This is a genomic window from Dyadobacter sp. 3J3 (genome assembly GCF_009801115.1).
In the GTDB taxonomy this organism is placed as follows: Bacteria; Bacteroidota; Bacteroidia; order Cytophagales; family Spirosomataceae; genus Dyadobacter.
On sequence record NZ_VTOL01000001.1, the window covers coordinates 53,313 to 70,861 of the forward strand.

At 40.4% G+C, this 17,549-nt stretch carries 12 protein-coding genes; 6 read left to right on the forward strand and 6 right to left on the reverse strand.

Annotated features, from left to right (window positions below; genetic code table 11):
- Positions 1 to 12 precede the first annotated feature (12 nt).
- Positions 13 to 2,889: an outer membrane beta-barrel protein gene (locus tag FZF08_RS00245; RefSeq protein ID WP_159466627.1), complete on the reverse strand. Its 2,877-nt coding sequence runs from the start codon at positions 2,887 to 2,889 to the stop codon at positions 13 to 15.
- Positions 2,890 to 3,136: 247 nt separating this feature from the next.
- On the opposite strand from FZF08_RS00245, the gene FZF08_RS00250 reads away from it, so the two are divergent.
- A complete protein-coding gene (locus tag FZF08_RS00250; protein WP_159466628.1) occupies positions 3,137 to 3,358 on the forward strand; it encodes a hypothetical protein in 222 nt (73 codons plus the stop codon).
- Positions 3,359 to 3,453: 95 nt separating this feature from the next.
- Positions 3,454 to 3,975: a DinB family protein gene (locus tag FZF08_RS00255; protein ID WP_159466629.1), complete on the forward strand. Its 522-nt coding sequence runs from the start codon at positions 3,454 to 3,456 to the stop codon at positions 3,973 to 3,975.
- Between the two features lie 89 nt (positions 3,976 to 4,064).
- Here the strand turns inward: FZF08_RS00255 and FZF08_RS00260 are convergent, their stop codons facing one another.
- A complete protein-coding gene (locus FZF08_RS00260) occupies positions 4,065 to 7,679 on the reverse strand; it encodes a PAS domain S-box protein (protein ID WP_159466630.1) in 3,615 nt (1,204 codons plus the stop codon).
- A gap of 87 nt (positions 7,680 to 7,766) precedes the next feature.
- Here FZF08_RS00260 and rsmA point away from each other — a divergent pair, with 87 nt between their 5' ends.
- Positions 7,767 to 8,600: a 16S rRNA (adenine(1518)-N(6)/adenine(1519)-N(6))-dimethyltransferase RsmA gene (rsmA, locus tag FZF08_RS00265; RefSeq protein ID WP_159467277.1), complete on the forward strand. Its 834-nt coding sequence runs from the start codon at positions 7,767 to 7,769 to the stop codon at positions 8,598 to 8,600.
- A 68-nt stretch (positions 8,601 to 8,668) separates the two neighbouring features.
- Positions 8,669 to 10,021, forward strand: a complete 1,353-nt coding sequence (gene mgtE / locus FZF08_RS00270; protein ID WP_159466631.1) for a magnesium transporter — start codon at positions 8,669 to 8,671, stop codon at positions 10,019 to 10,021.
- Between the two features lie 11 nt (positions 10,022 to 10,032).
- On the opposite strand, the gene FZF08_RS00275 is transcribed toward mgtE, so the two are convergent.
- Positions 10,033 to 11,496, reverse strand: a complete 1,464-nt coding sequence (locus FZF08_RS00275) for an L-serine ammonia-lyase (protein WP_229216362.1) — start codon at positions 11,494 to 11,496, stop codon at positions 10,033 to 10,035.
- Positions 11,497 to 11,716: 220 nt separating this feature from the next.
- Here FZF08_RS00275 and dtd point away from each other — a divergent pair, with 220 nt between their 5' ends.
- Together dtd and FZF08_RS00285 are read left to right on the forward strand one after the other, a co-directional pair.
- Entirely contained in the window at positions 11,717 to 12,169 is a 453-nt protein-coding gene (dtd, locus tag FZF08_RS00280) for a D-aminoacyl-tRNA deacylase (protein ID WP_159466632.1), read from the forward strand.
- Positions 12,170 to 12,181: 12 nt separating this feature from the next.
- Positions 12,182 to 12,511, forward strand: coding sequence for a nucleotide pyrophosphohydrolase (locus FZF08_RS00285; RefSeq protein ID WP_159466633.1), 330 nt, complete (start codon positions 12,182 to 12,184; stop codon positions 12,509 to 12,511).
- Here the strand turns inward: FZF08_RS00285 and FZF08_RS00290 are convergent.
- The 3 genes from FZF08_RS00290 to FZF08_RS00300 form a co-directional block, all read right to left on the reverse strand.
- Complete coding sequence (locus FZF08_RS00290) at positions 12,500 to 13,078, reverse strand: hypothetical protein (protein ID WP_159466634.1); 579 nt, start codon at positions 13,076 to 13,078, stop codon at positions 12,500 to 12,502. The two genes, FZF08_RS00285 and FZF08_RS00290, sit on opposite strands and share 12 nt — an antisense overlap.
- Before the next feature lie 82 nt (positions 13,079 to 13,160).
- Positions 13,161 to 14,732, reverse strand: a complete 1,572-nt coding sequence (gene odhB / locus FZF08_RS00295; protein ID WP_159466635.1) for a 2-oxoglutarate dehydrogenase complex dihydrolipoyllysine-residue succinyltransferase — start codon at positions 14,730 to 14,732, stop codon at positions 13,161 to 13,163.
- Positions 14,733 to 14,783: 51 nt separating this feature from the next.
- Complete coding sequence (locus tag FZF08_RS00300; protein WP_159466636.1) at positions 14,784 to 17,546, reverse strand: 2-oxoglutarate dehydrogenase E1 component; 2,763 nt, start codon at positions 17,544 to 17,546, stop codon at positions 14,784 to 14,786.
- Between the last annotated feature and the right edge of the window lie 3 nt (positions 17,547 to 17,549).

The window sequence follows — 17,549 nt, forward strand, 5'->3', positions numbered from 1 at the left end:
TTGAACATCAATTTAAAAACTTCCTGGTCCTCCGCCTGGTCTCGCTCCACCGCCTCCACCTGGAAATCCGCCACCCATTCCGTCAAATTCACGACGTCTTTCAGAATTATTATTCGCTGGCGCTTTACCAAAATTTCTCAATGTGTAAGTGAAGGTAAGCATCGCATATTGTGTCAGAACACGGCTTGTAACATCCTGCACGTAGGTTTCTGTTACGTTACGGGCGATACTGTTGTTTTGTTTCAGAATATCAAAAACTGTAAGTTTCAATTCACCAGCGTTATTTTTCAGGAATTTCTTACCAAAACTTGCATTCCATAAGGTAAAGTTCTGATTATAACCGGCTCCCAAACCGCGATACGACTGGTTGTTAACATCGCTTTGAAAAAGAAAACCTTTACCAAAAATCCAGTTAACGCGGCCCGTAATACTTGACGTGAAATAGTTATTGTTAAGCGTAGGCTGAATTGAGTTCCGAACTACGTTATAATTACCTGAATACGAAGCCGTAAAATCCAGTTTCTCACTAATATTACTACTCAAAACCAATCCCTGGCTGTAAGCATACGTGTTGGAAAAATTAGAAACATTGTTGATCATACCCGGAGCACGCACGTAATTAAAACCCGAAGTCAGGTTAACATTCAGTTTAATTTTAGAGATCGGTTTACCGTAAGCGATTAAAGTTCTTGCGTTCCAGCTTCCGTCCATGTTGATCGGCGCCGTCAGTTTAGCTCCTTGTTCCAATACAATCCCACTTGGCAAAGTTGTCGGCTGCTGTGCTATCAAAGTCGAATTTACGATGGCGTTATTTGTTTGGGTAACAAAAATCATTGCATTCAAGCTGTAAGGATGATTCGCACCGGCAATCGAATAACGCATATTCATAGTATTGCGATATTCCTGTTTCAAATTTGGGTTACCCGCTGTCAACGAAAGCGGATTGCTGTTATCCACTACATTTTGCAGCTGGGAAATTGATGGCTGATTGGTAGAGCTGCGGAAAAATGTTCGGAATTGCGTACCCGATTTCGACCGGTACGTAAGCATTAAGTTTGGCAGAAAATTAGTGAAAGTATGATCCACTTTTTCATTGATAGGCGATAATTGCTGACTGTATAATCCGGTATTCTGGAAATCAATCCCAACATTTCCAGACCAGTTATTTTTTCGGTAACGATAACTCATACCGGCACGGTTCGTTGTATAACGATTGTCAAAACTGTTTGACAGCAAGGAATCAAGTTGTGTGTAAGAGTTTCCGTCCGGCAGGATATTATTGTAAGTTTCCTTATCCGAATTGCTGTTACTTACCGTTAAACCATAATTAAATTGCAATTGTCCGGTACTGCTGATTGGCTCGGTATAGACCAGATTTCCACCCAAACTCACTGCATTAGAAGATGTGTAATTCTTCTGATCAATTGTGTCACCAGGCATTTCCAAATTCGTAAAATACTGGTTTTTAGAATATAATTGCCCGTTTCCACTCTTATCGTTTATCTGTGTATTGAAGTTGAATGAAAGCGTTCTGCCTTTTTTTTCAAAAGAATGACGGAACAAAAGATCGTTTGTGAAATTATATCCGTGATTTTTATTGGATTGATCCGTAGCTGTACTATTGACCGCTGAACCGTTACTTAAAGAAGTAAATCCATCTTTTAACGTTCCGGATTGATTGTTCTGAAAACTCAAACGAGGAGTGAAAATCAACATATTCTTTTTGTCGATCGTATACTCGACTCTGAAATTCATACGATGATTTGTGTTTGTTGAACCAGAAGTGTTTGATTCTTTATATAGTTGTTTACCGTAATAATCCTGGTTCGTATTCTGAAAATTGTTGTTACTCGTCCTGTTGAAAAAATAGCTTCCGGTAACATCAACTTTATTCCCAAATTTGTTGGCATAATTTAATCCGAAAGAATTCGTCCCGGTCAATCCGCTCTGGTTTCCTACCAGAAAGTTACTGGACGCTCCACCAGCTCCTCCTCTTCCTCCGCCACCACCGCTACTTCCCGACACACCAAGCAAATCCTGGTTTGAAAAGTTTTGAACATTTATATTATTGGTAAGACCAATAACCGAGATTCTTTGATTTTTATTAAAAAAGCTCATATTTCCACCTGCCTGATAGCGGTCGTCCAGGCCATATCCTGCATATACTTTCCCAAATTGTCCAACTCGACTGTTTGCTTTTGTTACAATATTAATTGTTTTCTGGCCAGTGCCGTCATCAAAGCCAGTAAATGCAGACTGATCACTTAACTTGTCAAAAACTTCAATTTTGTCAACAATTTCGGCGGGCAATGATTTTAAAGTTAATGCAGCATCATCTCCAAAAAACGGTTTTCCATCCACCAATACTTTATTAACCGTTTCACCGTGTGCCGTAACCGTTCCGTTTATTACGGTTATACCAGGCATTTTCTGAATTAAATCTTCCGTGGTTGCATCCGGATTTGTTTTGTAAGCGGCGGCATTGAATTGTGTGGTATCACCTTTCTGCTCCGTTGCCGCAACCTGACCAACAACTTTCACCTCTTTCAAATTCGATACCGCTTCTGAAAGCAAAAATGTACCGGTATTTTGAACGTCATCAGAAATTTTAATCACTCTTTCGGAATCCTTATAGCTCAGATAAGAAACCTTAACGCGATAAGATTCTTTGACAAGACCTGAAACCAGAAATTTTCCGTTTACATCCGTCGTTACATACTCCGGTTTCGCATCCGGAGTATTACGGCTTACTGCAACATAAGCTCCAACAACCGGCGAACGACTGGTGCTGTCAAGTACAGTCCCTGTGATTTGAGAAGTTTGCGCCTGAACAAAACCTGGCAGCGCCAAGTTGAGTATCAATAATACGGATGCAAATATAGTTTTCATGATTTCTGGTAAAGGTTTCTGAAACGTTAGAGCCACATTTATTTAAAAAGTTTAACCGTCCGCTCCGCAAACCTAAACCAATCTGCAAAAAGGTTATTTCAACCGATGATTGGGCCGAATTTATCGACGGAATTAAATAGAGATTTTTGAAAAAATCTCACAAATTCTAAATACAATTTACTTCAACCATCTCATGTGGAAACATAAATGTCAAAAAAACGTTATCTTGGAATAAAAAAATAACATTATGCAAGTAACCTACACACTGCCTGCCGACTCTTTAAACGAAAACTTTCTTGAACAAGTTAGAGGTAATTTTGCTGGCAAAAAGGTCAATATAATTATTGAAGATGTTACAGACCCTATACATCAGGATCAGTCTGAGCTTTTCAAAAGAATGGAAGCTTTACGTAAAAAAATGGAACATGTTAAAGTTGCTCAGGACTTAGATCTATCTTCAAGATGTTGAAGGTTACAATATTTTAACTCACTTCACATATATAGATATTTCTAACTTTATTACGAAGTACTAAAACTAATTTCCACGCCCAATCATCGATCTGAATGATCAAAATTGACCGTCCAAAATTAGAAGACGCGCCGTCCTGGTATCCTTACTTCTTCAATCTTGCCACCAGGGATGATTTGATTTCAGCTTTACAAAAAAATAAAGAGGATATAATCGAATTAATAAATTCAATTCCTGTGGAACGCGAAGAATTTAAATATGCCGAGGATAAATGGACAACCCGGCAGGTTTTTATTCACCTTGCAGACGATGAGCGGTATTATGCGTATAAAGCATTTTGCTTTTCCAGACAAGTCGATGTATTTCTGGAAGTGCCTCAGGGAAAAGACTACAATAAAGATTTTAATGCAACAGGCAGAACCCTAAAAGATATTGCGGAAGAACTGATTTGTGTCAGAAATGCCACAATCACTTTGTTCAGCCATATGACCAATGAAATGCTGAATTTTAAGTTTCCAAATCAAAAAGAACAATATTCCGCCAGAAGTTTAGGCTGGATGACAGTTGGCCATGCCGTGCATCATTGCAATCTTATACGCGAAAAATATTTGATATAAAGGCACATTCCCCTACTCCACAAAAGAATTTACGAAAATTCCCAATGCCCGATTGATTTGTTGAGGAATGTGCCAAAATGATGTTTTATTTATTTCAACCAGTCTTTCAATAACGCTTCATAATTGTCAAGGAATCTGCGATAGGCCTTTTGTAGTTGAGGCAAAGCCTCAGCCAAAGTACTTGTATCATCTGTTTTTAAGCGCCATTCCGCATCCTTGGCTATTTCTGCCACCTGGGACACGCCCACAGTTCCGGCACTTCCTTTCAACGTATGAAGATTACTTTTAACCGTGGGGATATCTCCGGTTGCAAAAGCCGTAACTGCGCCTTCAACCAGCTCATCTGATTCCATGACAAAATCTTCAAAGACAGATAAAACAAGATCTGCACCGCCAATTCCTTTTAGCTGATCAATAATTTCCTTGTCCAGAATGGGTAAGGAAACTTCCTGAGCAATTTCCTTTTGTTTTGATTCCAGTTTTCGACCTTCCACATTACCCAGTAATTCTTTTACTTTCCATATCAAGTGCTGGGCACGAATTGGTTTGGCAATATAATCATCCATTCCCTGACTCATAAACCGGTCGCGGTCTTCCTTCATCGAATAAGCAGTCATCGCTACAATTGGCGCCGTAAGTTTTGGAAAACGCTTTTTCAATTCCTGCGTTGTTTCAACACCATCCATATCCGGCATCTGGATATCCATGAAAATGATATCATAGTTTTCACCGGAAAGCGTGAGTTTATTTTCAACTTTTTCAATTGCTTCAAAACCACTTTCCGCCAGATCAACAATACATCCCGATTTTTTCAAAATTTCATTCGCAACTTTCCGGTTTACTGCATTATCATCCACCAATAAAATCACCGGGTGAAAATCAGAAAAGACGTTTTCAATAGGCACTTCCTGTATTTGAGCGCTCGAACTAACCTGTGCAATAGAAGTACTTTTGGTTTCAAAAGTAAACCAGAATGTACTACCCTGCCCTACGGTAGATTCAACACCAATTTCTCCATTCATCAACTCACAAAGTTGTTTGGATATAGCTAATCCAAGACCTGTCCCACCGAATGATTTACGTGAAGAATTATCGAGTTGGGTAAAAGAGGTAAATAAAATCTGCTTGTCGATCGCGCTGATACCGATTCCCGAATCCTGAACTTCTACTTTAATCTTGTAAAGTTTACCGTCATTTTTCACCAAAGAAAGGAAGATTTTAACCGCTCCTTTTTCTGTGAATTTTATTGCGTTTGAGGTCAGGTTTGATAAAATTTGTAAAAGGCGCGTCTGATCCGCGATGATGAACTGGGGCAGATCAGCTGCTATGTGGTATGATAATTCATCTCCTTTATTTTTCGCTGTTTGTCCAAACAATGAAACCAGTTTCACCATCAATTCTTCCACAGCAAGCGGTGTTTCATGCAACACCATTTTACCCGCTTCAATTTTAGACAAATCAAGAATATCATTCAAAATATCCAATAAGGTTTCGGAAGAACGCTTGATGGTCATCACATAATCCCGTTGCTCCGGATTCAGTTGAGATTCACCAAGCAAATCAATCATACCGATTACACCATTCATTGGCGTCCGGATTTCATGGCTCATATTTGCCAGGAAGCCCTCTTTTACCTTTAATGAATGCTCTGCATGTTCTTTTGCTTTTAATAATTCCAGCTCATTGCGTTTCAATTCCGTAATATCTCTGGCCAGAACCGCCACTTCAATCGTTTTACCCTTCTCATTCGTAAACATCAACATATTGACCATAAACTGACGTTCTGTCCCGTCCTTGCGATTGATACTTATTTCAAAATTTCGTAAACTTTTTGTTTTCCGAAGGCGGATGAGCGCGGAATGAATTTTTTTCCGATCCTTAAAGAATTCCGTTATTTCATGGCCTATCACTTCATCTGGTGTATAACCCATTCTTTTGAAAACAGACTGACTGACCATCGAAATCCGTCCCTGACGGTCGACTCGGCAATAAATATCCTGTAAGTTTTCAAAAATCCCGCGGAACAATTCTTCACTATGGCGCAGCGATAATTCCGCTTCTTTTCTTCTCGTGATATCACGGGCAATACCGGAAACTTCCTCAATAACACCGTTTGAATACTGGATCGGGTTAAGGTAAAATTCCAGCCACATTTCCCCGCCATTTGCACGATCAATCTTAAATTCAAAATATTGAGGTTCGCCACGCAGTGCCTGACGGTATTTGGTTTCAAGTGCTCTTCTGTTTTTCTGACCAACAATTCGCCAGCCAAATTTTTCCGCATTAATATTTAAAGAAGGACGAACGCCAACCTGGCCTTCAACCAGATCTGCATAATTAAGGTTGAAAGAAGTAAGCTGCAAACTTTTATTAACCGACCAGATAAGGTGCGAACTACTATCAAAAATAGCGTTCAACCGCGCCGCATATTTACTTAACTCTTCCTCACTTTGCTTACGAGCAATCGCCAAAGCAACCTGACCAGAAATAAATTCCAGCAATTCCAGATCACGGGCATCGAACATATTCGGATCGTCATATGATTTTACACCAATGATTCCCGTAACCCGATCACCAATCCTGAGCGGTACGCACAAAAGCAGTTTTGGCGTAACACCATATAAATGAAGACTATTCGTTTTCGCCAGATTTTCAATATCTGTATCAGAAAGAAATAGTGGTTTGTTCGATGCTATGGCATATTCCGTAACGCCATTCCCTAATCTACGTCTTGTAAAACGGACATTTCCCTTGAAATACTGATCGACATAATATGGGAAATACAGATAGCTTTTACTTTGATCATAAAGCGCAATAAAGAAATTCTGAACATCAATAATCTTACCGAGTTCCTGATGAATGGTATGATAAAAATCATCAAGATTTTGCGTATTAACCGTCCAATTGGCAATACTATAATAAAGACTTTGCGCTTTTTCAGCCCTTATTTTTTCGGTATAATCATTTAAAATGCATCGAAAAGCGGTCGGTTTTCCATTATCGTAACGGCAATTAACACTTCCTCCTACAAAAACTTTTTTGCCTTCTTTACTTAAAAAAACAGTTTCAAAATTGGCATTGGCTTTTCCTTCACGGATCAAATCAAGCTGTGCAATCGCCGCGTCTTTATATTGCGGATGCAGAATATCCTGCATGCGCATGGAGGCGGTTTCATCCAGCCGATAACCCAAAACTTCACGCCAGGCTTTGTTAACAAAAATGAATTTCCCATCGATCGCAACGAGTTGAATCAGGTCACTTGTGTTATCAACCAGATCCTGAAGCTGCGCGTTGGATTTGGTGATGGAAGATTCCATCCGACGTTTTCTGGTAATATCATCACCAACCAGCGTGATGTACAAAATCTTGTCATCTTCATTCTGGATCAATACCGAATTAATCGAAAAAGTACGCAGCGTACCCTTTTGTGCCAAAAACGGTACTTCGCGCTGTTCGAGTTTTCGCTTGCCCTGGATACCTTCTTCCAGCATCTGGCTAATCTCGTCCTCTTCATCTTTTGGTACCAGTTTGTCAAAAATACTTTCCCCTATCAAATCAGATTCAAGCCAGCCGGTTTTCTGTATAGCATAGGGACTAATTGCCCGGATTATAAAATCCGGCGTAAAAGTTACCCCGATCAAATTCAAATGTTGCAGTGTGGTGTGTATTGACTGCCAGTCAGTCAGTGATGAAATCATTTCCATAATTTGCCGGAAACCGTATTTTTAAGATTACTTCCTATTCTTTATTCGATAAATCTACGAATTAAGACGTAATTTTGACTCGTGAAAATAAATTATAAAAAACAGAACGATTCGAAAGTTCGTGCCAAGAAACATTTGGGACAACATTTCCTGAAAGACATGAATATCGCCAACAAAATTGTTGACGGTTTGAGTGGACATGGAGGATATAGTAAAGTATTGGAAATAGGTCCGGGAATGGGTGTATTGACGCAGTTCTTGCTTCAAAAATCATCGTATTCAACCTATGTTATTGAGATTGATACAGAATCCGTCGTCTATTTGAAAAAACATTACGAGGAACTGACTCCCCGTATTATTGAAGGTGATTTCCTTAAATACGATACGTCCGAAATATTCCCGGAGCCTTTTGCGATCATTGGAAATTTCCCGTACAATATTTCTTCCCAGATTTTCTTCAAGGTATTACAAAATCCTGATCAGGTTCAGGAAGTAGTTTGTATGCTGCAAAAGGAAGTTGCGCAACGCATTGCTTCTCCTCCCGGAAATAAGGATTATGGAATTCTGAGTGTTTTGTTGCAGGCTTTTTATGATATCACGTACCTGGTATCGGTTCCGCCTGGTGCTTTTGATCCGCCTCCGAAGGTACAATCGGGTGTGATTCGTCTCGCCAGAAATTCAACTAAGTCACTTGACTGTGATCAGAAATTGTTTTTCAGAGTTGTAAAAACAGCTTTTAACCAACGCAGAAAAACACTTCGCAATGCTTTGAAACCGATTGGGGAATTTACCGATCATCCTTTACTTACCAAACGTGCCGAACAACTTAGTGTTGCTGATTTTGTTGAATTAACAATCCTTGCGGAAGGTGTAATAAATGCAAGTCAGCAAGAAAATAACTTGTCGGAAGAATCGTTTTAGATACGTTTTTTCCTACATAATAATTTAACCTCATCACTTTTCCATTACCCCTTTGCCAGTAAAGATTTATGAATTTTGAGTTAACCAAAGAATACGTTGAACAAGTTCAGGAACTGATCGTCACTGAAAATCCCGAAGCCATTCGTACCAAAATGGCCGAGCTTTTCCCTGCCGATATAACGGGTTTGTTGTATGAATTGGATACTAAGGAAGCCAGATATCTTATTAATCAGCTTGATACTGAGCTAGGCGCGGAAATTTTAGCGGCGCTGGATCCCAATGAAAGACGGGAATTTCTGGAAGCTTTTACTTCCGAGGAAATCTCCCGTTACGTCAATCTTTTTGATTCAGATGATGCCGTGGATTTGTTGAACGAACAACCAATCCGCGTTCGGGAAGAAGTTATTGCCTTACTGGAAGACCGGGAACATGCACGTTTCATTCTTGACCTGCTTCATTACGACGAAGATGTGGCGGGTGGTTTGATGCAGAAAGAATTGATAAAAGCCAATGTCAACTGGAACGTAAATCAATGTATTGAAGAACTCAGGAAACAGGCGGAAGATGTTGAAAAAGTATATGCCGTTTATGTTATCGACGATAATGGAATATTGCTTGGAATACTCTCTTTGAAAAAAATCGTACTGGCAAACAAGGATACAAAAATTGAAAGCCTTTATGATAAAGATCTCATTTTTGTTGAAACCTACCGTCCGGCTGAGGAAGTTGCAGAACTTATGCAGCGTTATGACCTTGACGCTTTACCCGTTGTAAATGTTCAGGGAAAACTTTTGGGACGCATTACTATTGATGATATTATCGATGTAATTACAGAACAGGCAAATTCGGATACGTTGGCCATGGCTGGTATTACCGGTGATGTTGAGGAAGATGATACCATTTTCCAGCAAACCCGTGCCCGTTTACCCTGGCTTTTAGTCGGAATGATGGGGGGAATTCTGGCAGCAAAATTCATTAGTTTTTTTGAAGGCGATCTAAAAATAATTCCGGCTATGGCTGCCTTTATCCCCATTATTGGTTCAACGGGCGGAAATGTTGGTATCCAGACTTCTTCGATCATCCTGCAAAGTATTGCTGATAAAACCGGTTTGGATATTAGCGTATGGAGCCGTTTAATCCGTATGTTCGCCGTTGCTTCCATCAATGGACTTATTATCAGCGGAATTGTTTTTGGATTTAATTTATTGATAGGCAATGAATTGCAACTTGCCTTGGTTGTTTCCGCTGCACTTTTATCTGTTGTTTTCCTCGCCTCTTTTACAGGAACCGTTACACCCATTGTTTTGGACAGAATTGGTATAAATCCCGCCGTCGCTTCCGGACCTTTTATCACAACCGCTAACGATTTGATCGGTTATGGAGTTTATTTCGGTTTAGCACATTTGTTATTGCATTTGTAAAAAATGCAAAATTAACATTCACTCAGACTTATCGGAATATTAATTGCCAATCCACCCTCAGAAGTTTCCTTATAGCGAAAATTCATATCCAATGCCGTTTCCCACATCGTTTTGACGACGTTGTCTAATGATACTTTTGCATTTTCAGGATTACTCTGCATGGCAAGTTGTGAAGCTGTGATTGCTTTAATTGCACCCATGGTATTTCTTTCGATACAAGGGATTTGTACCAAACCACCGACAGGATCGCAAGTCATACCCAAATGATGTTCCATGGCAATTTCCGCAGCCATCATACATTGTTCCACTGTGCCGCCAGAAACTTCTGTCAGACCTGCCGCAGCCATGGCTGATGAAACGCCAATTTCTGCCTGACAACCTCCCATCGCAGCCGAAATGGTCGCTCCCTTTTTGAAAATACAACCGATTTCACTTGCAGTAAGCAGAAACCGGATAATATCATTTTCTGTGCCGTTGCAAAAAATAAGATAGTATTGTAAAACCGCCGGAATTACGCCAGCTGATCCGTTTGTCGGTGCGGTAACAACACGGCTGAATGAAGCATTTTCTTCATTAACCGCCAACGCAAAACAACTCAACCAATCCAATGTATATTTAAATCCATGGCCGTTAGAACGAATCGCGGCGATCCATTCATCATAACCGGAATATACCTTTTCGTTCAAAAGTTTCTCGCTTAATGATGCCGCACGGCGTTTTACATGTAATCCCCCAGACAAAATCCCTTCATTATGACAGCCTTCATAAATGCTTTCTTTCATCACCCGCCAGATATTCAGCAGCTCGCTTTTTATTTCCTCTTCACTTCGCCAAACCTTTTCATTCTCATAAATGATATCCGAAATAGCCATCCCGGTTTGTTGATGCCAGTTTAACAGATCCGAAGCATGATCAACCGGGTAAGGCAATCTCACACAAGGACCAACTTCTTCCTGATTTTCTTCCTGAATTACAAAACCTCCACCTACTGAATAATATGTTTCGCGTAGTATTCCATTTTCAGTTATTTCAGCTGTAAAAGTTAATGCGTTGGGATGAAACGGCAGTGACTCCTGCATTTTAAATATGATATCCGTTTTAGGATTAAAATCAATTTCAGAAGTACCGTTCAGAATCAATTTGTTACTATCAGCGATTTGGAATTTGATAGTATCAATTTGTTTCGTATCCATCGTAACCGGATCATACCCACATAATCCCAACTGAACGGCCAGGTCAGTTCCATGACCTTTTCCGGTTTTGGCCAGCGAACCGTACAGATTAACTTTAACAGAAATGACTTGATCCAGACTTGTTATATTTTCCAATAACTTCACAAATAGTTGTCCCGCCCGCCAAGGTCCCAGCGTATGAGAACTCGACGGTCCAACACCGATCTTGAAAATATCAAAAACTGATATTCGCTCTTCTTTCACGGTTGATTTTCCAGCGTTTGATCTATCTGTTACAATCATTGGATACTATTTTTTTTTCAGTTCAAGTAAATCCTTTCTACAATATACAACCGTTAATACGCTGTTTCAAGGTGTTCAGTATTATTTCCTGTTAAATTTGATAATGAAATAAAATTTACTGAAATGTATTCCTGTTTTATTTATCGTTATTTTGCCAGTGCAAGATTTTGTTTGTCAAAGGGAAAAATTTCAGTTTGACATTTCATTTAATAATTCATTTATGATCGCAGTAATTCAACGTGTAAGCGAAGCATCCGTAACCATTGAAGGAAAAGTTGAGGGCAAAATTGATGCCGGATTTTTGGTTTTACTTGGTATAACTCATGAAGACACCAAAGAAGATATCGAATGGCTTGGCAAGAAGATAATCGGAATGCGAATATTTGGTGACGAAGAAGGAAGGATGAATCTCGATTTGAAATCTGTAAACGGGAATATTCTTTTGATAAGTCAGTTTACACTACATGCAAGCACAAAAAAAGGAAACCGACCTTCCTTCATTGATGCTGCAAGACCGGAAGTTGCCGTTCCATTATATGAACAAATGATTGATTTTTTGAACAAAGAGCTTGATAATCCAATTCAAACGGGGATTTTTGGCGCCGATATGAAAGTGGCATTACTAAATGACGGACCGGTAACGATTGTTATTGACTCAAAAAACAGAATTTAATTTTAAGAAATCATGACCCTTGACGAAGCACAACAACAAGTAGATAACTGGATAAAAACCTACGGCGTCCGTTATTTTTCAGAGCTTACCAACATGACCATTTTGACCGAAGAAGTTGGTGAAGTAGCACGGATTATGGCCCGAACTTACGGAGATCAGTCATTCAAAAAGTCTGATATGGATAAAGATCTGGGAGATGAAATGGCGGATGTCCTTTGGGTTTTGATCTGCCTGGCTAACCAGACAGGAATTAATCTTACCGAAGCGTTTGAGAAAAACCTGGCAAAGAAGACTGATCGGGATAAGGATCGGCATAAAGAAAACGAAAAATTAAAATCGTAATCCCAATGAAATCCCGGTCAATCCGGGTTTCACATAAAATCCGACACTCTTTTTTCTCAAACTGATATGCTGGTTGTAATCAGTTACAGCTTTGTTTTTTATCTTTTTGCCGAGAATAGTTTTAATAAAACCTCCAACGACTAAACCTCCACCCAGTGCAAACAAAGCTATTAATGTGCCATCATCGGAGCTCTCATTGACATTAGGATTCCCAATATCATTTACCGCAGAACCAATTGCAACAACATCGGCAATCAAAAATAATCCAACACCACCCAAGGCTATTGCCACACCAGTTTTTTGATCCTTTCTTCCTTTTTGATAAAGCTTATAATCACTGGAATCAACACAACTGAGGCGATCCAGAATTTCCGGGGTTCTTAGATTCCTTCCCTCAATTCTGTATTTATTAAAATGACGATAAATATTTTGAGCGTTCCCAATATTAGTCTTTTCTTTCAAACTGTCTTGCAATATTCTTTTTTCAACAGATTGAGCAGAAATTACATTTTCGAATAAAAGAATAATAGTAAAACATATCAGGAGGGAGTAAAAAGTTTTATTCATTTTTAACGTTGAGGTTATTGATTAGAGGATACAAAAAAAAGCCCATCTTTCGATGGGCCTAATATATTGAAATATTACAGGATTACATATCAAGCAATAATCTCATTGGATCTTCAAGCAACTGTTTTACACGAACAAGGAAGCTAACCGAATCCTTTCCGTCAATCGTACGGTGATCGTAAGAAAGTGCAAGGTACATAATTGGACGAATAACGATTTCTCCGTTTACTACCACAGCACGTTCCACTATATTATGCATTCCCATAATAGCAGATTGTGGCGCGTTGATAATCGGTGTAGAAAGCATTGAACCGAAAGTTCCACCATTTGTGATCGTGAAAGTTCCGCCTGACATTTCATCCAAGCCTAACTTTCCATCACGGGCACGAACAGCCAGACGAACAATTTCTTTTTCAATAGCGGAGAAAGAAAGATCTTCTGCATTTCTGATCACCGGAACGACCAAACCACGTGGTGTAGAAACAGCGATCGAAATATCAGCGTAATCATTGTAAACCAATTCTTCGCCGTCCAGATATGCATTCACAACAGGGAAATCTTTCAAAGCAACCGTAACTGCTTTTACAAAGAATGACATAAAGCCAAGACCAACTTCATGTTTTTCCTTGAACTTATCTTTGAATTTGTTACGAAGATCCATTACCGGCTTCATATCAACTTCGTTGAAAGTTGTAAGCATCGCTGTTTCATTTTTCACAGCCACAAGACGCCTTGCGATTGTCTTACGAAGCGACGACAGTTTTTCACGACGCTGTCCACGTTCACCAGGAGCTGCAACTTTCGCAGGAGCCGATGGTGCCGCAGGTTTTGCTGCTGCCGGAGTAGGAGCTGCCGCAGGTTTAGCACCCGCTTTTAAAGCGTCGTCTTTCATTATTCTTCCACCTGAACCAGAACCGTTCACATCCTTAGGATCGATTCCCTTTTCTGCCAAAATTTTGGCAGCAACAGGAGAAGTATGTTTTTCTGAGTAACCCTTATCAGCCTCAGCGCCATTTGCAGCAGGAGCTGCCGCTACTGGAGCAGCCGGAGCAGAACTTCCGGCACCTACTTCAATCGTACAAATTACTGCTCCAATTGCAAGTGTATCACCTTCATTTCCAACAATCCTCAAAGTACCGGCCGCTTCAGATGGCAATTCAAAAGTTGCTTTATCCGATTCAAGTTCGCAAATGATTTCGTCCAGTTCTACGTGATCTCCGTCTTTTTTGCTCCATGAAGCGATTGTAACTTCTGTGATTGATTCTCCAACCGCAGGAACTTTCATTTCATAAATTTTCACCTCAGCAGCTGGCGTAGGTGCAGCCGGAGCCGCAGCTGGCGCTTTTTCCTCAGCAGGTGCCGGTGCTGCAGGAGCAGCCGCAACTGGTGCAGGCGCCGCCGCAGCAGCACCATTTCCTGATGGATCAATCGTAGCGATCAATTCACCGATATTTAATGTGTCGCCTTCCTGTGCTTTAATATGCAAAACACCTTCCGACTCCGCAGTAAGTTCAAACGTCGCCTTATCAGAATCAAGTCCGCAAATTACCTCGTCCAACTTCACAAAATCACCGTCATTTTTGAACCAGTTCCCTATCGTAACCTCAGTAATTGACTCGCCAACCGGCGGTACTTTTATTTCAATTTCAGCCATTTTTACAGCAATATGATGAACGAATTATGTCTTTTATAACCTGTTGAATACCTATTCAAATGCTCTGCGAATAATCTCTGCCTGTTCCTGGGCATGGATTTTCGAGAATCCTGTTGACGGCGAGGCACTTGAACGACGGGCAATAACCTCCAATGGTTTAGCACCGGCATACATGCGAAGCATGAAAGTCCATCCACCCATGTTAAAAGGCTCTTCCTGTACCCAAAATACTTTCGCATTTTCATAAAGTGCAAGATGTTCGTCGATTTGTTTCTGCGGGAACGGATGCATTTGTTCCAAACGGATAATGGCAACATCATCACGTTTGTCTTTTTGCTGTCTCTCGTACAATTCATAGTACAATTTCCCTGTACACAACAACACTTTTGTAACCTTTTTAGGATCAACAAAAGTATCACCAATTGTTTCCTGGAATGATCCTTTCGTCAAATCTTCAAGCGGAGATACACACAACGGATGTCTTAACATCGACTTTGGTGACATCACGATTAAAGGCTTACGGAATGGGAATGCCAACTGACGGCGCATCATGTGGAAAAAGTTAGCCGGCGTGGTAACGTTCGCAACGATGATGTTATAATCAGCAGATAATTGCAGGTAACGTTCAGGTCGCGCATTTGAATGTTCTGGTCCCTGACCTTCATATCCATGAGGAAGAAGCATCACAAGGCCGGTCCAACGGTCCCATTTCGTTTCACTTGCCGTTACAAACTGATCAATAATTACTTGTGCACCATTGGCAAAATCTCCAAATTGAGCTTCCCAGATTACTAACGCATTTGGATTTGCCATCGAATAACCGAATTCAAAACCCAACACCGCGTATTCTGACAACAAAGAATTATAAATCATGAAAGGCCCCTGGTCTTCCTGAATATGCTCTAAATTGCTGTAAGAAAAATTAGTTTCAACATCATGTAAAACCGCATGACGGTGGGAGAAAGTACCACGCTGAACATCTTGTCCGCTTAAACGAACAATATTTCCATCAACCAGAATTGATCCATAAGCAAGCAACTCAGCGGTAGCCCAGTTTACTTCCCTCTTCTCAAAAATCATTTGTTCCCGATCTTTAAGAAGTTTGTCAATTTGTTTCAATCGCTGGAAATCTTCCGGCGTATTGATGATGGCTTTTCCTATTTTTTCCAGAACTTCAAGAGGAACACCGGTTTCAGGTGATTTCTCAAAATCCGTTGGCGTCGATTTTCTCAGACTATGCCATTCCTGTTCAAGTTTTGGCAGAACGTAAGGCAAAGCCTTTTGTTTTACCATATCAAGACGCTCCTGAAGAAGAGTCTTGAATTCCTTGTCCATATTAGCTGCCAGCTGTGCATCAATATCACCGCGATCTGCCAAAATCTTTTGATAGATTTCGCGTGGGTTCTGATGATTTTCTATTGATTTGTAAAGCGTTGGCTGCGTAAATTTAGGCTCGTCGGCTTCGTTATGGCCATGACGGCGATAACAAACCATATCAATAAAGATATCCTTGTTGAATTTCTGACGATATTCAACAGCAAGTCTCATACAGAATACAACAGCTTCCGGATCATCACCATTTACGTGAAGAACAGGCGCATCAACCACTTTGGCAACATCCGTACAATAAATACTGGTACGTGCATCAACAAAATCCGTTGTAAAACCAACCTGGTTATTAATCACAAAATGGATTGTTCCACCTGTGTAATACCCATTTAGGCCAGACATCTGTGTAACTTCATAAACAATTCCCTGGCCGGCAACCGCAGCATCTCCGTGAATAATCACCGGAAGAACACGGTCGTAATCCGATTCGTACATGCCATCAGCTCTTGCGCGGATATATCCTTCAACTACCGGATTTACTGCTTCAAGATGTGACGGATTAGGAGCAAGTTTCAAATGAACCTGGCTTCCGTTTTCAGCAGTGATCTGGCTTGCGTAACCCATATGGTATTTCACGTCGCCATCTCCCCAAACCTGATCAGGCAAATTACCTTCAAATTCATTGAAGATCTGTCCGTATGTTTTCTGCATCACGTTAGCAAGTACGTTCAAACGACCTCTGTGCGCCATACCGATCATCACTTCCACCACACCCATTTCTGCCGCTTTGTTGATCATCGCGTCAAGAGCAGGAATTGTTGTTTCTCCACCTTCAAGTGAAAAACGTTTCTGACCAAGGTATTTTGTGTGAAGGAAATTTTCAAAAACTACCGCCTCATTCAATTTCGAAAGAATATGTTTTTTCTCATCAATCGAAAAAGACATGTTCAACGCCTCTTTCTCAATTTTCTTCCGTAACCAGTTTTTCTGTTCCCGGTCGCGGATGTAGAGATATTCAAATCCGATATTTCCTGTATAAATCGTTTTTAAAGAATCGACAATTTCACGTAAAGTAGCAGGACGTCCAAAAACTTCGGTTCCTGCTTCAAAAACTGAATCAAGATCCTCAGGTCCCAGACTAAAATCGCTCAATTCCAATTGTGGCTGACGATCTTTTCTCTTCTGTATCGGGTTAGTAGTGGCCAATAAATGACCTCTTGAACGATAACCACGGATCAAATGAACCACCTCCATTTCCTTTCGGATCTGCGATGCATCAACCTTTCCAGGCGTTGCAGTTGCTTTTCCATTGGTGGCGCCATTGGCATGTCCATTGCCGTTGGCGGGGAACTTCTGATAGAAATCGAACCCTTCAAAAAACTTTTGCCAACCTTCGTCTACGGAGGTTGGATCTTGCTTATAGGAATTGTATAATTCCTCTATGTAAGCGGCGTCGGAATTTGCTATATATGTGTATTTATCCATCAC

Coding starts and splice junctions, on each gene's coding strand:
- FZF08_RS00245 (WP_159466627.1), bottom strand. CDS start 2,889: ATGAAAACTATATTTGCATCCGTATTATTGATACTCAACTTGGCGCTG.
- FZF08_RS00250 (WP_159466628.1), top strand. CDS start 3,137: ATGCAAGTAACCTACACACTGCCTGCCGACTCTTTAAACGAAAACTTT.
- FZF08_RS00255 (WP_159466629.1), top strand. CDS start 3,454: ATGATCAAAATTGACCGTCCAAAATTAGAAGACGCGCCGTCCTGGTAT.
- FZF08_RS00260 (WP_159466630.1), bottom strand. CDS start 7,679: ATGGAAATGATTTCATCACTGACTGACTGGCAGTCAATACACACCACA.
- mgtE (WP_159466631.1), top strand. CDS start 8,669: ATGAATTTTGAGTTAACCAAAGAATACGTTGAACAAGTTCAGGAACTG.
- FZF08_RS00275 (WP_229216362.1), bottom strand. CDS start 11,496: ATGATTGTAACAGATAGATCAAACGCTGGAAAATCAACCGTGAAAGAA.
- dtd (WP_159466632.1), top strand. CDS start 11,717: ATGATCGCAGTAATTCAACGTGTAAGCGAAGCATCCGTAACCATTGAA.
- FZF08_RS00285 (WP_159466633.1), top strand. CDS start 12,182: ATGACCCTTGACGAAGCACAACAACAAGTAGATAACTGGATAAAAACC.
- FZF08_RS00290 (WP_159466634.1), bottom strand. CDS start 13,078: ATGAATAAAACTTTTTACTCCCTCCTGATATGTTTTACTATTATTCTT.
- odhB (WP_159466635.1), bottom strand. CDS start 14,732: ATGGCTGAAATTGAAATAAAAGTACCGCCGGTTGGCGAGTCAATTACT.
- FZF08_RS00300 (WP_159466636.1), bottom strand. CDS start 17,546: ATGGATAAATACACATATATAGCAAATTCCGACGCCGCTTACATAGAG.